Raw genomic sequence first — 14,494 nt, forward strand, 5'->3', positions numbered from 1 at the left:
AGTTAAGTGTTTTTATTTTTTCTGTTTAACTAATTTTTTAGTTTTTTTACGGAAACAAAACTGTTTAATTGTTTTTACATAATACCAGTTATTATTGTTTTACTGTAGATTTTGCAGAGGTGTATTTTTTTAAATAGAATTTTTTCAATTGTAAAAATTTTTTCTTAAAAACTTTATCATTAAAGTTTATGTATTTATCAATTATTTCTTCAGCATTTACTATTGAGTTATTTAACAGATATGCTATTGCCAATGTATGTGCTGCATACGCTGGTAAAGTTTTTTTGCTTTTGTAAAGCGGTTCTAATGTTTTTATAGCTGCTTCGTATTTTTTTTCAGAAATATTTAGCAATGCAGTTTTTTCTAATACAAAAATTTTGTTTTGATTTTGTAATTCTTTAGGAAAGCTGGTTTCCAAAGCTTTTTGAAAATATTCTTTTGCTGTATCGGCATATTTATTTTTCTTTACAGTTATAAAAGTAAAAAGGTTTATTGATGCTTTTCTATAAGATTTGTAAACGCCTGCAATAAAATTATCAACATCAGATTTATCAATTAAGTAGTTTTCGTTCTTGTTACGGTTGTAATCTTTAATTATACATTTATCAATATAGCTTTCTGCTTTTATTAAAAGATTGAATCTTTCTTCATTACTTGTTTTACTATTGCCAAAAGGATCACAATCATATAAAAGATTTTTTGCATTAAAATCAAACTTGCTTAACTGCAGATAATTTTGTGCAAGATGATAAAGAGATTTTATGTAATACTTTTTATATCGTTTTACATCAAACTCATTGTCAATTAAATTTTCGAAGCAATAAACTGCTTTTTCAAAAGCTTCTATACCCGTTATTAAAAACTTCCGGGCTTCTTCGGATTTTGTCTGCAGTCCGTTTTCATCAGTATTTTTGAAAAGAATATCATTAAATAAAAATTCTGATAATATAAATCCCTTTCTGTAAAGATCAGCAACTCTGTTTGGTTCTAAATCAAAAACTTTTTCAAGATATTCTAATGCAGCTTCTGATTCTGTCAGGATATTTCCGTCCCTTCTTCCACCGGGCATGCTTAACTCAGTAGCAGATTGATATAGGCTGTAAGCAAAGTTGGAGTAATATGCGGCATTTTTAGGTTCAAGTTCTATGCAGCGTTTACGCAGTTTAAAAGTCAGTTTTCTAAGTTTTCTTTTTTCAGCCAAATAATCATCTCTTTTACTTTTATCAGAAAATTTTCTTTTAAGATTTTCAGTGCATTCAGCCATTTTTGCAGCAGCAAACGAAAATTTTGAAAGCAGTTCGGCATCATTCCAAATAATACTTTTTTCTAAAGGCTCAAACTGTTTTAGGATTTTAAATATTGCTTCCCAATCATTTTTGTTTTCCAGGCTTGATAACTGTGTAATTATTTTGTTATTAGCCAGCATTTCAAAAAAGTTTGTTTCATCCACAGCACAGCAAAATGGAAGCTCGAGTATGCTTTTAATTTTAAAATATTTTTTAAGTGCATCTTTTATCTGAAAGGATGGGTAGTCAGTTTGTTTTTCAATTTCGCAATTTATTTTAAGATAGTTCTTGCTTATCAGTGATGATTTAACATTTAACTGAACTGCATTTTTTTCTTTTTGATTAGATTTATTAAAGTAAATCAAAGCAGATTTGATACTAATTACTTCGGTAACATTTTGTGGTATGCAGTTTTTAATCTTGATAAAATAATCACTGCCCCAAAAAAATGTTTCAGCGTTATTGATAAACTCTTTTGATGTAGAAATAATAAAGATCATCAGTTTAAATTGATTGATTAAAAAAACTGTGTAATTTCATTTTTTTCAGTTCCTAATATTTTTTTACCTATATGTTTTTGTTCTTCGGCATAGTAAAAGATAATAGAATCTTTTTCTTTGTTAATAATACTTATCAATCTATCTTTTAATGCTTTAAATTGCTTTGCAGTTAAAACACCTTCAAAAGCAGAGTTTTGAACCCAATTCATATACTTTCTGAAAGTCTTTAACACTTTCGGTAGTCTTTTAGGGTTAGATATGTCATAAACAGCTATATAAAACACTTTACTAATTGGCTCTGTATGGATCATAGGATTTAAGTTTACCGTTTAAATAATTAATTAAGTTATAACATTCCATTCTAATTAAGGACCTGAATGAAAGCCTTCTGTTAATTCTTTTATGCAGTATTACAGTGCTGAGTCTTTTTTCAAATTCTTCAACAAATTTTTTTCTAGCATTATCCTTCAGATATAATCCTTTTTCAGTTGGTTTAAAATCATCTGGTTGAATAATATTAAGGTTTATCACTCTGAAAATAACTTTATCAACAATTACAGGTTTAAATATTTCAGAAAGATCATAAGTCAATGGATGTTTGTTATCGCCAACCTCGTGTATAAAGCCAATAAAAGGGCTTAATCTTGTTCTATATATTTCGGAAAAGCATACAGCATACAGCAATGAGTTACCGAATGAAATTAGTGAGTTTACAGTACCAACAGGTGGATTTTTCATTCTTCTATAAAAATCATTTTGTTGTTTTAATATTTTCTGCCAGCTTTCGTAATAAATATTTCTAACCTGTCCTTCAAAGCCCATTAGTTCTTGTATAGTTTCAGCAAATCTAACTTGTTCAATATAGGCTGAGATAGTGTTAATCTGCTCATCAAGATCAAGCCCTGTATATGTATATGCTTTTAAGCTGGTCAATATATTTTTCAGTGAAGATTCAATAATCTTTTTTGCGATATAAATTCTTCTGTTTTGGTTAAGATAAGCACTGTATTGCAGTAACTGAATATCACCTGATCCATTATGATTTACTGGCATAAAACTGCCGATATAGTTTCCGTAATAATTAAATATGTGCACAGGTATTGAATAATTATTAAGACATTTAAACAACTGAGTATTAAATCTTACTTCACCAAAAGTATAAATAGATTCTACAGATTCAGCAGGTATATGTTTTGAGCTGCCATTTGTTTCAGATTTAGCAGGCGGCAGAATAATATGCTCTTCTTTGTCTTCAAAAATATCTATTTTGTTAAGAGGTTCAGTATCCGCTAAAGTATTAAGAATTAATGAATCATTCTTTCTGGACAGAACAGAATTCGAGAATATGTAAATGTTGTTTTTCACAGCAAACCTTTTTTATTGTTTTATTAAACTCTTTTTGGATTATCAGCATTTGCGATTATTATTTCAATTATTTTACCTGCAACACCCCCGATCTTTCATCATTTGAAGTAGTCTCAGCTTCTGAAAGTTCTCAAATACTAAAATGCTCTCTCAACTTATATTTGAAATTAGTCCGGCATACTAACCGGTTTAATCTTTTATTTTATTCAAAGTTAATTAATTGAGTAGTACATTTTAATAGTTTTGCAGTCCTCCTTTTCAATATGATTATGAAATCCAGTAGCGTTAAAGAAAAAATTCCTAATTTCACTGTCTTTAGTAACTACACATAAATGATGTATTATAGCATCAGAAAAAATTATTGTTTTCCCTTCAATAAATTCCACATTATTTGGTTCATAGTAGTTTATTATAAATTCATACTCTGCCCAGATACCTGAATAGAAAGTTTTCGCTCCAACTATTTCAATTGCATCTGATATGCTGTTGCCATTACCGCCTTCAAATTTTATAATTTCTGCAGTTGAATCCTTCATATTTAATCTCCGTAAAATTTTACAGGGGCAAAATAGAATCTATATGAAAGGGAGTAAATAAAAACAACATTGTGGAAATGTTGTGTAAGAATTGTATTATTAAACTGATAACTTATCTGTGCCGGATTTACAGTTTTGATTTACAAAGATTGATAATCTGTTCTATTAGTACGATAATTTAATTTTGTCTGTTTCGGATTTTATAAAATATTTTGTGTTTCCGTATTCTCTTTCACTGCTGATTATAAATTGGTCAGCAGTAACTTCATCATCAAAAAGCGGCGCTAAACATTTGTTAATTTTGGAACGCTTTGTACGGATTGCTTCATGTCCAAAACCTTTTAGCCACCATGTGTTTTTCTTCTTTCCATCGAAATAATAGTATGGATATTTTTCACGCATAAAACTATAAACAGCATTTGCAAATTCTATGTCTGCTAAATAACCTATTGTAAGTTTTTCTTTCCCTTCTTGTTTTATCTCTAACAATTTAAAATAAATTGCAAATTCTTGTGGCTCTAGCTTTATAGAATTTAGTCCAAATTTTACTTCTCTTGTATCAGTCTTCAGAATAATTTTTGTTTTATTAGTTAGCGCTTTTAATTGATTCTGAGTTTTTTCAACAAAATCCGAGTAATTTTTAAGATCTTTTATCTCGCTTCCTAAAATGGATCTTAGACGAATAAATGGTATTTCAGAAAGTTCTAACTCCTTTGCATCTTGTTTATTTTTTGGATAAAAGCCTTTGAATTCATTTTTTTCAGAAGTAAGCACATGAAGCAACTTATCATTTTCGCGCCCAAATAAAGTTAGTGCAAAGGCAAGATGGACACTCATAGTTTTTCTTCCGCCAGAAATTGAACAATATAAGTTCGTATTATCTCGAGTTGAAATGCTTTTGATAAACTCGCACATTCTGTTAGGAAAAAGTATATTATGTTTATCTGTACGAATATCAGAAAGCTCTAATGATTCTTCCTTAGCCGTAATAATATGCTCACTGTTATTCTCAAACTTTGGCAGATTTACTTTGTACTGTTGACACAAATTTTCAATTTCGGATTTAAGAGCAGATTTAGGAGTATTAGGTGCTTTGTCAGTTCCTTGTATCACATTTTTCCCCCTTTGTGTAGTAAGCACATAAATTTCGTGTATCGGAATTTTATTTTTTACCGAAAGACAAAAAAGGGTTTCGGTTATAATTTGAGGTGTAAGACCAGAAACACAAATGAGAATATTCTTAGTTTTCATAATTCGATAATATCTCCCTTAGAAATATTAGTTACTTTTATCTGAAGTTCAGCCGCTCTTTTTAAAAACGACTCAGAACTTTCGTTTACACTTACAAACAAACCTTTACCAAATGTTCCTGAAGAAATATTCCTGATAGTTTCTAATTGAAACAAGTCGAATTGATTATCCTTTTTACCTGATTTACACGATATCAGATAAAGTTTGAAATCTTTTAAAACAATGGTATCAATTTCACTTGAAACTTGTCTATCAGATTGAATTTTTACTCCGGACATCAGTTCGATACCTTGCAGTTCATTTAACTTGTAATAGACATAATACTCAAGCCAATCACCGGATTTATACTCAGATTCATTAACAGAAAAATTTTCGCGGTGTTTATTGCCAAATTCAATTCTGAAGGAACCGAAGTTTTTCTGAAAAAGAAAATTCTTATCAAAACTTGTAACTGAAAATTTTGATGATGATTGAGCTAATCTTTTCTTTATTTCCTCGTTAAACTCCAGAAAAGATTTCATCAGCTTATATGTTTCAATAAATTTAAACAATGAGTAGTATTTCTCAATCTCCGAAATCTCTTTTTGTTCAATAATTTTATAACCATAAGAAAGCAGATAATCTTTAATTGTAAGTTTAACAGTAAAAGGTTCTGTTTTAGTTTTAGGAAATAAATGCAACAGTTCCAGATTTTCTGTGTTACAATAAAAAACAGGAATTTCATTTACTCTGGCAAAATCATAGGCGGCAATAGACATAGGTTTTGTTCCGCCTGTAATGTTTATAAACAAAGAATCAGGTTTATCGTTTGCAATAATTTCTGAGAGCGCATTTTTAACTGAGTCAATTTGATAAGCTTTAATATTTTCCTTTGTGATAACCTCCATATTTTTCGATTCAAACAATTCCTTAAGATGAATTCCGCACTCCCTTTCTTCTTGAGTCATTAAAAGATATACTTTACTTGGATTATACATTAAAACAGGAATTACATTCGGCATTGCCTGGCGCGAGACGAGACAAACTATATTCATTTAATCTCCGGAAATTCTTTTACATAATGTGGCTTTTCAATCTCACTAAAAAATAAATTTACCAACTCAGATGCTTCAGAATACAATTTTCCATCTAATGATTTCATTCCGTGCGCAAGAATTGAATTATTCCTAAGTTGAAGCACCTTTTTAATATTTTCTATATTTTCAAAGAATTTAATCCCTAATGGATTATTGTGCTTATTTAACAAATCAAAAGTTGCAAAAAGCGGAAGTTTGATTTTATTATCCTTACTATCTAAATACTTCGCATTGATTTCATCAGCAAACTCTGTGGGAATATTTTCAATCCTAACATCTGAAGTGGAACAATTGAAAACTTTTTCAAATTCTATTTGTCCAATCATTTCTAATGTGCGGTACAATCTGGCAACTGCATCATCAAATTTACCTTCCTTTGCCCGTCTATCTGAATTTTGTATTAATTCAAATATCTTCTCATAAGAAAGATTCTTTTCCTTTAATTCCCTTAAAAATGGTTTATAGTATTTTTCAAATCTGTTCTTCAAATCAAATTCTTTAAGATTTTCTACAAGAATATTGTTTGAAATTTCCCAAGCATAAGAAAAATTAAATTTATCCCAGGCATCAAACATTTTAGAAAGCTTTATAAGTAATTCAGATTTTCCCTGATATTCCGGATGGAACTCGTGCTTCTCCAAAAGTTCTATACAACTGTTAAAGCGGTAAATGTTAAATAGTTCAACAGCTTTATCAAATATATTTTTAGAATAAAATTTATTCGGAGAAAATGAGTTTCGTCTTTCAGTACCTGATTTTACTCTTCCTCCATCACCTCGATCTCCGTAAACATAAGATAAAGAACCAACTTTGTTTTCTATTGCGGCACTTACTAATGCAGCTGACATAGCCTTTGTTCCGCTTGTATAATCAACACAAATTTTATTTAATGAATAACCTTGTTTTAATAATTTTTTAATTATATCAGAGTATTGAAAATGAAGATTTTCAAGATCATTTACCTCTTCAATTAAATTTTCAACTATTTCTAAATTAATATTTTCAGCATTAATCATATTTTTCAAGTGTGGCAGAGTAGTCTCAAAGCTCTTTGATGAGCCAATAAGAATGAGAATGGCAGGGTTAGAATCTTTGATAGAAAAAAATAAACCGTGTGCGACATCCGAACCGCTAGCACCGGTGCCGACAGTCATAATTAAAACTTTTTTGGAATTGTTTTCAATCATTATTTATCCCACTTCCCAATGCAGCAAAGATTATTGATCTTTGCTATGTGTTATAATTAAATTTCAAAATAGATGGCAAACCAAATTGAATATTATTCTTCAGCTTTGCCCCTATAATCAGCTTTTTGCAAAGCTTTCTTTTGAAAAACCAACTCTACAAATACTTTTGACCCGTTTTTAAGCCCAAGACCTTCTAATCGGACACCTGGTAATGTTGTTTCTTTACCTTGGTGTTCGCCATCGAGAATCTTTACTTTGGGAGGTTTGGATTTATCGTCAATGATTTCGGCTGTTACTGAATTTGGTGGTCGTTGCTTAATCTTTTTTTCTTCTGAAATATTAATTTCAGTAATTGCAAAATCGTTATTATAAAATTTTACCCACCCAAAGCCACCATAAATATTCTGATTATTGGAATATTTTCTTGTGAAGGGAAATTCATCTATGTTTAATTTTGTCGGATTGTTTCTATTGGAAGTATGGCTGCCAATGTTAACGGCTTTATAGAACTCAAACACTTTTTGCTTTAACGATGTGTCCTTTAGAAGTAATGGGAAAATAGTCATCCCGCTAAATCCAGTTCCAAAACCGACTTTAAACTTGTTTTCAGTATTATAAAGATTATCTAATGACCTAATATTAGCATTCCCTATATTATTTATTGAATTTATCCATTCTCTCTCAAGATTTGAAACTGCGGTTCCAAATTCATTCCAAGATTTAATCAAAGAATCAACAATTTTTTTTTCTGTAAACTCAGATTCATTTTTAATATCTATATCAAATAGATTTTTCAACTTATTTTCAATTCCAATGAAAAACTTTTTCCCAAATTCTGAATTAGGCTTATTAAGTTCTTCCTTAGCTTTTTTTAGAAATTCAATGTCCACAGAAATATCAAATTCTAATTCAACGTTTTCTTTGATTGATTCAGTATATGTTATAAAAGGTTTGTGAGCTGGTACCTTTTGGAGAGCATAAACCTGAAGTTTCGAGATTTCACCATTATCATTTGTGGAAACTGAGAATGAGTCGGATATCTTAACGAGTTTAAGCAAATCGAATTTTTGATCATCATAGGTGGTTGTAACTCTTCCGTTTTTTTCTTTTTCAACTCCGCAAATGAAAGTTTCTTCATTTAGCTTGTCGTCAGCCGTTTTTAAGAAGCGTTTAATGTTTTTCTTATCTATCCTATTTGTCTCATTAATTAAATCATTTAATACTTTTAATAAAAAATTTTTGTTTGAGCTATTGAGTAGAACTTTATACATCAATGCAGTTCTTAAGCTTCCCTTTAACGAGCTTCCCGGTATAAAAAATTTGTTAGAAGAATCTTTAATTCCTTCATTCAAATCTCTAGGCAAAGTACTGGTAAAGGAATACAATCCACATTTATTAACAATTTCTTGAGGTTTAATATTAAACTTTCGCTGGATTTCACTTACTGTTAATTGAGGGTTTTGATCGAGCCAACTAAAAAATTCATTTTGCTTCTCTTCAGCTACTAATTCAAATAATTTATCATAGTTAATTCTATAATTATTCAAAAATTCAAGTGTTCCTAATTTTTTTCCCGTTCCGATATGAATCGGTGTTAAACTTTTTATTTTAACTTTCATTGCATCCTCAGATTAGCTTTCATTCCAAAGAATAAATAATTGCTATAAATATTTTGTTCATCGTTAAATTTTGCGGTTGGCACAAGTCTTCCATAAAGTGATTGAGAAACAAAAAAGGAAGATCCTTCAGTAAAGCAAATTACTGGATTTTTCTCATTAAACTCTAAATTAAAATCCTTTCCTACTTTTCCAATTCGTGTTGTTAAGTCATAGAATAAATGCACTGAATTATTTTTGATTAGGTCAATCTCCACTTGAGAAGGTTGAAATAGCGATAGCGATACCAAAGCATTAGGATTTGCTGGCACTGAAAAACTAAAATCCTCGATGACAAAATCAAAGCTGCCTTTACCAATCGATTTGTTACCTCCGATACCAATATGTGAAAGTAATCTAAGTGGACCTTCAATTAATGAAACATCCGATCCGTCCGCCAAGAAATATATACCTTCAACTACATTTTGTTTTGAAGATAATTTATTCCCGAAACCGTTAAACTCTTCTTCCCAATAAAGCTGTCCCTTCCCATCTATTTGCAGAGTAGATCCACTCATTCTATCAATAGAATTGTGTAAAATGAAAGAAGGGCTTAAACTTTTCTTATAATCAAACCTGTTATCTTTTATTACGTCTATGTTTCTTTCACTTTCTTTTTTGATTTCTTCTTTTTGCCATCTTAAAAATCTCTCTAATAAAATGTTATCGTCAATTTCGCCGTTCAAGTAGCCCTCAAATAATTTTTTATTTATATATCGAATCCTCTTAAAATCCTTCAGATAGGTCATTTCTTCCGGGTCTTTTGCATTTCTGATATTTACACCAGTAATTGGCTTTGGCAAATAGTAAGTGATTTTCTCTTTTTCACCATTTTCAATCGTGAATGGGAAAATAGATGAAACTTTAAATGGGATTTCAGTCGAAAAATACTTTTTGAGAAGCTCTGATGTTTTATCTACACCATAAAGCATTCTATATGCATAAACTAAATTTCCCCAAAGAGTATCTGAATTTAGAAATGTGTGGAAATTAGTTTTAGGATATATTCTTATTATTTTCATCTTAATTTCCGTCTTCTAATTTTATTCCTTTCTGAGTATCAAACATAAGGTCCTTCGTTGAAATATTTGGATTTTCCTTTTCTTCAAATACTTTTTTGAAATTACCATTACCGTTTTGATAATCATTAACGCTTACAAAGTATGGTTCAAAAAAGTCAAATTCAACTTTACCACTGCCGCGGCTTCCGCCGCCGCCAAGTGTTGAGTCTTCAAGAAGTCGAATTGCTTTGACTAATTTTTCAAAATTACTTTTACCATTGTCCTTATCCATCGAAAAAACCTGCAAAACAAATTCCACATCAAATTTAGAATCTTTGTGTATCCGCTCCATAAAACGAGGATTTGCAGCAGAGGTCATTCTGTCAATAGTATTCTCAGCTTTGTATTCGGTGTAAAGAGTTTCTGAGTTTGCGTTTTCCCACATTGAAATTGTTTTTGTATCGGGATATGCATCACGAACAATTAATCTTGTGGGACCGTTTGAACTGTTATCTGCACTATCGCCAAAAAGCGAGGTAATTTCTGAATCAGAGCTCGGCGGATAATTACCTTTATCGTTTGCCTGCACTTTGCCTTCTGCAAATTCCAAGAGCATACGAAGCTTTCCTTTTAAAGATGAACCCGGTATATACGGATAGTTTGTAATTGGATCTTTAATAACTGGATTATCAACACCTCCGATTTCAAACTTGTCTTTAGAGCCGCCAATATGAAGTGGGGTTAGAGTTTTTAGTTTCCCTTTAAGAATGATATTACCTAAAAAAGAATTAGTATTATTCATTTTTTTCTCCTTTATAAATTTTTGCCTTCTTCATAGAATTTATGGTAGGCAACAAAACCCTCCATAATATCAAAGAATAATTCTAGTTTGTTATTAAAATCACCAGATGTGCTTAACACAGAATCTGTCAAGACAAATACATCTTTTCTAAAATCCTTCAGATCTGATCTACCTGTCTGTTTGCCTTCTGCATACAATAACATTGCTTTTAATTTTCTCAACCTTAATTCAATCTTATTTTTTTCACTTGGATTGGCTCTGTAAAATGTTCTTAATGATACTATCTCAGAGAAAAAATTTCTAAGTTGGTTTGTAGTAAAATTTTTGTAGTAGTCTTTTCCTTTTCCAGCATAATAATCCTCTATTTGCTGTGGTGTTGTATTTGAAAGATCCATATTTACCTCCTTGTTTTATATAATGCTAAAGTTAATGGAAATTTAATTTTTTTGAATTCTTTTTCTTTGTCTTCGCCGAGTAAAAGTCTAACAGCAAGTTTATAGAGTAGATTATTAACTTTTGTTTTGCTATCATTTTTTTGTTCGATGATGTTACTGTTAACTTTTCTTCTCGCAAATAAATAATGAAGTGTACTTTTTGCTTTACTTAACTTTTTTAGGTTTGCCATACCCTTTGAATCAAAGACATTACCTGTCAAGCTGTATAAATTGTACAAAAAACTTCTTGGAATAATTTTTTTGCCCTCATCTGATTCAAGGAATTCAATTAATTCATCTGCATATTTAATAAATTCATCAAACTCTTCCCAAGTCAATTGAATATTTAAAACACCAACTTTGTTCTTTTCAAGTTTATTAGGACAAGTATCTTTGGCAATTTTTTCTTGTACTTCTGCTAATAAAGCAGATTGAGAAATTGGAAAATTTGGTTTAGTAAAAATTATTCCCGCTGAAGCTGAGAGATGTTCATTTTCACATACAAAAGCTCTTAGTTTTTTTCTAAGTTCATTTGCAAACTTTATAATTTGATACCAATTACCAACGACAAACAAATCATCTCCACCTGAATAAGCAATATAAATATTATATGCCTTGGCAATTTCATTTATATAGCCAGTAAAAAACCAGTTAAGCTCTCTGGATAAATTGGCAACTCTTGAAGGTGTGTATTTTTTCTCTTCTTCTCGTAATTCTTTCAATCCAAAAGAAAAAACTGCACCGAGATTATCTACATCCATTCTCATTATGCCCAATAATGGATAACTCTTTGAATGTTCTTCAGCCAAATCTTCAAATGATTTTGGTTGTTGAGACCCGTCTAAGGGTAAACTTCTGCCAATAAATCTGAACCCCTTAGCTGTATTATAGAAGATTGTTCGATTAAGCTTGCTTACAAAATCAGTATCATTTATAGTGGTAATCTTTACATTATTCTTCTTTACAATATTTGATAAAATATCTTCAATTTCTGTTAGTTCTTTGCACAAATAAACATAGGTATTTAATCCTTTGAAAGATACACTGACAAACTTGTTTTCAACTATTTTTTCAATTTTATCTTTTGTTGTTACCAAATATTTTATTTTGGGTATAATTTCCCCAACTTGTTTTTCTTCATTTTCAATTTCTTTTTCTTTCTTGTGATAATTGCTGGCTTCAAGTGAGTTTGAGAAAAGATTTGATAACTGATTTCGATTTTTTTTCTTTTTTCTTTCGTTTAGCTTATTATCAAGCTGTAAGTAAATATTCCTGAAATCACCAATAAATTCTTTACCGCTGCATTCAACCTTTTCAAGAATAAGTGAAACTCTGCCGATATATTCAGTTGATAGGAATTCATTGATGTTGTTTTCTACTTTTACTAATTCCTCTTTAATGTTAGTGTTGTTCGGAGCTAACATAAGGAAATGTCCTCCACCATCATAAATTAAATTAGCTTCAAATAAATTCAATTGTTCTAGAAAAAAATTTGATATTACTCCGGTTAAAAGCTGAATAGTAAAAGATCTTCCACGCAGTCTTTTGGCAATATCTGTCATCTCCCGTATGCCATTATAAATGTAATTTTGAATTCCAGAAATATCACCTTTAATAAGTAAACATTCCTTGTTTTCTTCTCCCTTTTCAAAACAAGTGCTTAAAGCAGCAGTAATTCTGGAATGATCAAAAAGCGAAATATCCGGATGAGATAAATATCCTGCTGATAAAACTTTAGTAGTGTATTTTTCTAATAAGTAATAGAATGTTAATATGAAAGATCCAAATTCAGTTTCATTATAAAGCAGTTTTAATTCTTCTATAAATCCTTTCAGAAGATTTTTATGATGTTCAATATATTCACCATCGTTGTGTTCATAATCTTCGAGAATTTTATTATTATTTTCTGGAAAATTATCCCTTTCTAACAGAGATAAGACTCTAGGAATATAATACCAATAATTTTCAGTTTTATTTTTTTTGAATGGCTTGTCAAATTCGACCCTATTTGTAATTGCTTCTAAATATCTTCGCGGTGCTTTATCGAGACTATCTTCTCTTTCTTGTGCTGCAATTACATCAGCTTTCCAAATCTTACCGCTTTGGCGATTAGCTGCTTTAATAATCTTTTCAATATCTGTTTTCAGACATTCAACTTTTCCTAAATACTCTCTGATAAATTGTGAACCCAAAGATTCATGATCATCTCCAGCTTTAATTTCTTGTGCACGCCAAATAAGTTTTCCAAAATCGTGCAACAATGCACCTAAGTAATTTATCTGATATTCGCTTAGACTATTATTCATTTTGTGCACCTCTGCTCAAACTTCCCAATATCATGGAATAGCGCTCCAAGTATTAAGGTTTTTTCTTCTTGTGTCATTTTATTCTCTTTTTATTTAATTCAAAACTATTTTATTCAAAATGTGTTTTCAACAATCACAATGTTTCGGAAATGTTTTTGATTCTACTTTTAATTTTTAATTACTTCAGCCATTCCAAATCCCATACTATTTTTCTCACCAAATCCACATTCATATCCGGTTTTAATTAATTCCGGATCACCTTCAATTAAAAATGGTGCTTGTATCCCGATTACATCAATAGGAAATTTACCGTGTTCGTTTATTGTAATCTTTTTAGTTATTCTCTTATTTTTAATCAGATAATCTTGGTCCCACTGAATTTTACAGTATTCATCCATCACTTGATTCCGACTCAATAATCCCTTTTTATTTAAGAGATTTTTGGTTAACACTCTATTAATCTCATCTATATCCTCAGGTCTTAAATAATATGTTTTTATTTTCCCATCAAACTGTCTTACTGTTGATAGTACCATAGGAGAAAGTAAAATAAATTTCATTTTATTTGTAAAAACAGGTTCAGGTATTACTTCTGCGGTTAGAATTCTGAAATCAATTATTCTCTGTTTATCAGTAATTTGAATTACTTTATTTTCAAACGTACCAACAACAAAGTTCTTAATAAAAGGATCAATCAATGGTGACGAAATGTAAAGTGTACTCTTGTTAGAATTTGAGATAAGGTAATTCTCTTTAACCTGTGCTTTCTCAAAACGGAGGGCAAAAGAAAATAGCTTAAACTTTTTCCCATCAATACTATATCCTGTATTATGCAGGAATTGAGAAAATTCAGGCGAACCAAGCTGAAGTAAATTATAAATAGCTGAACTTAACTGATAGTTGTAGTTTAATGGTATTGCACTGTTTAAACTAACATCTAAATGCAACACTAATCTCACAGAACCTCCGAAAAAAGTGTTTATTCATTAGATTATTCATCTACTCATCACCCCGGATGCAGCTATGAATTTACGAAGGGGGTATAATTTCTAACAATCAACAAAGTATATTTAACAATGCACAATCAATTCAAAA

The 14,494-nt window shown here is 30.2% G+C and carries 13 protein-coding genes; all 13 read right to left on the reverse strand.

The annotated features are described in order from the left end of the window. Window positions 1–91: 91 nt before the first annotated feature. Window positions 92–1,786: a hypothetical protein gene (locus tag ROY99_12645; GenBank protein MDT3697223.1), complete on the reverse strand. Its 1,695-nt coding sequence runs from the start codon at window positions 1,784–1,786 to the stop codon at window positions 92–94. Between the two features lie 17 nt (window positions 1,787–1,803). Further along, window positions 1,804–2,097, reverse strand: a complete 294-nt coding sequence (cas2, locus tag ROY99_12650) for a CRISPR-associated endonuclease Cas2 (GenBank protein MDT3697224.1) — start codon at window positions 2,095–2,097, stop codon at window positions 1,804–1,806. Then, window positions 2,075–3,151, reverse strand: a complete 1,077-nt coding sequence (cas1b, locus tag ROY99_12655; GenBank protein ID MDT3697225.1) for a type I-B CRISPR-associated endonuclease Cas1b — start codon at window positions 3,149–3,151, stop codon at window positions 2,075–2,077. Before cas1b ends, cas2 begins: the two co-directional genes overlap by 23 nt. Before the next feature lie 212 nt (window positions 3,152–3,363). Beyond that, entirely contained in the window at window positions 3,364–3,687 is a 324-nt protein-coding gene (locus tag ROY99_12660; protein MDT3697226.1) for a hypothetical protein, read from the reverse strand. A gap of 165 nt (window positions 3,688–3,852) precedes the next feature. Then, complete coding sequence (gene csm6, locus ROY99_12665) at window positions 3,853–4,938, reverse strand: CRISPR-associated ring nuclease Csm6 (protein ID MDT3697227.1); 1,086 nt, start codon at window positions 4,936–4,938, stop codon at window positions 3,853–3,855. After that, window positions 4,935–5,972 (reverse strand): DUF1887 family CARF protein, encoded by a 1,038-nt coding sequence (locus ROY99_12670; protein ID MDT3697228.1) that lies wholly within the window; start codon window positions 5,970–5,972, stop codon window positions 4,935–4,937. Before ROY99_12670 ends, csm6 begins: the two co-directional genes overlap by 4 nt. Further along, window positions 5,969–7,201, reverse strand: coding sequence for a TIGR02710 family CRISPR-associated CARF protein (locus ROY99_12675; protein MDT3697229.1), 1,233 nt, complete (start codon window positions 7,199–7,201; stop codon window positions 5,969–5,971). The genes ROY99_12670 and ROY99_12675 overlap by 4 nt, the downstream gene beginning before the upstream one ends. Window positions 7,202–7,293: 92 nt before the next feature. Further along, window positions 7,294–8,820, reverse strand: coding sequence for a type III-A CRISPR-associated RAMP protein Csm5 (gene csm5 / locus ROY99_12680; protein MDT3697230.1), 1,527 nt, complete (start codon window positions 8,818–8,820; stop codon window positions 7,294–7,296). Further along, entirely contained in the window at window positions 8,817–9,878 is a 1,062-nt protein-coding gene (gene csm4 / locus ROY99_12685; GenBank protein MDT3697231.1) for a type III-A CRISPR-associated RAMP protein Csm4, read from the reverse strand. Before csm4 ends, csm5 begins: the two co-directional genes overlap by 4 nt. A 1-nt stretch (window position 9,879) precedes the next feature. Further along, complete coding sequence (gene csm3, locus ROY99_12690) at window positions 9,880–10,659, reverse strand: type III-A CRISPR-associated RAMP protein Csm3 (protein ID MDT3697232.1); 780 nt, start codon at window positions 10,657–10,659, stop codon at window positions 9,880–9,882. 11 nt (window positions 10,660–10,670) lie between these two features. Then, window positions 10,671–11,054, reverse strand: coding sequence for a type III-A CRISPR-associated protein Csm2 (gene csm2 / locus ROY99_12695; protein MDT3697233.1), 384 nt, complete (start codon window positions 11,052–11,054; stop codon window positions 10,671–10,673). A 2-nt stretch (window positions 11,055–11,056) separates the two neighbouring features. Next, the gene (cas10, locus tag ROY99_12700; GenBank protein ID MDT3697234.1) at window positions 11,057–13,399 is read right to left on the reverse strand and encodes a type III-A CRISPR-associated protein Cas10/Csm1; all 2,343 of its coding nucleotides are present in this window, start codon (window positions 13,397–13,399) and stop codon (window positions 11,057–11,059) included. A gap of 167 nt (window positions 13,400–13,566) precedes the next feature. Continuing rightward, the gene (cas6, locus tag ROY99_12705) at window positions 13,567–14,358 is read right to left on the reverse strand and encodes a CRISPR-associated endoribonuclease Cas6 (GenBank protein MDT3697235.1); all 792 of its coding nucleotides are present in this window, start codon (window positions 14,356–14,358) and stop codon (window positions 13,567–13,569) included. Window positions 14,359–14,494: the final 136 nt, after the last annotated feature.

It is taken from the genome of Ignavibacterium sp., from assembly GCA_032027145.1.
Lineage (GTDB): Bacteria > Bacteroidota > Ignavibacteria > Ignavibacteriales > Ignavibacteriaceae > IGN3.

Coding starts and splice junctions, on each gene's coding strand:
- ROY99_12645 (MDT3697223.1), bottom strand. CDS start 1,786: ATGATCTTTATTATTTCTACATCAAAAGAGTTTATCAATAACGCTGAA.
- cas2 (MDT3697224.1), bottom strand. CDS start 2,097: ATGATCCATACAGAGCCAATTAGTAAAGTGTTTTATATAGCTGTTTAT.
- ROY99_12660 (MDT3697226.1), bottom strand. CDS start 3,687: ATGAAGGATTCAACTGCAGAAATTATAAAATTTGAAGGCGGTAATGGC.
- csm6 (MDT3697227.1), bottom strand. CDS start 4,938: ATGAAAACTAAGAATATTCTCATTTGTGTTTCTGGTCTTACACCTCAA.
- ROY99_12670 (MDT3697228.1), bottom strand. CDS start 5,972: ATGAATATAGTTTGTCTCGTCTCGCGCCAGGCAATGCCGAATGTAATT.
- ROY99_12675 (MDT3697229.1), bottom strand. CDS start 7,201: ATGATTGAAAACAATTCCAAAAAAGTTTTAATTATGACTGTCGGCACC.
- csm5 (MDT3697230.1), bottom strand. CDS start 8,820: ATGAAAGTTAAAATAAAAAGTTTAACACCGATTCATATCGGAACGGGA.
- csm4 (MDT3697231.1), bottom strand. CDS start 9,878: ATGAAAATAATAAGAATATATCCTAAAACTAATTTCCACACATTTCTA.
- csm3 (MDT3697232.1), bottom strand. CDS start 10,659: ATGAATAATACTAATTCTTTTTTAGGTAATATCATTCTTAAAGGGAAA.
- csm2 (MDT3697233.1), bottom strand. CDS start 11,054: ATGGATCTTTCAAATACAACACCACAGCAAATAGAGGATTATTATGCT.
- cas10 (MDT3697234.1), bottom strand. CDS start 13,399: ATGAATAATAGTCTAAGCGAATATCAGATAAATTACTTAGGTGCATTG.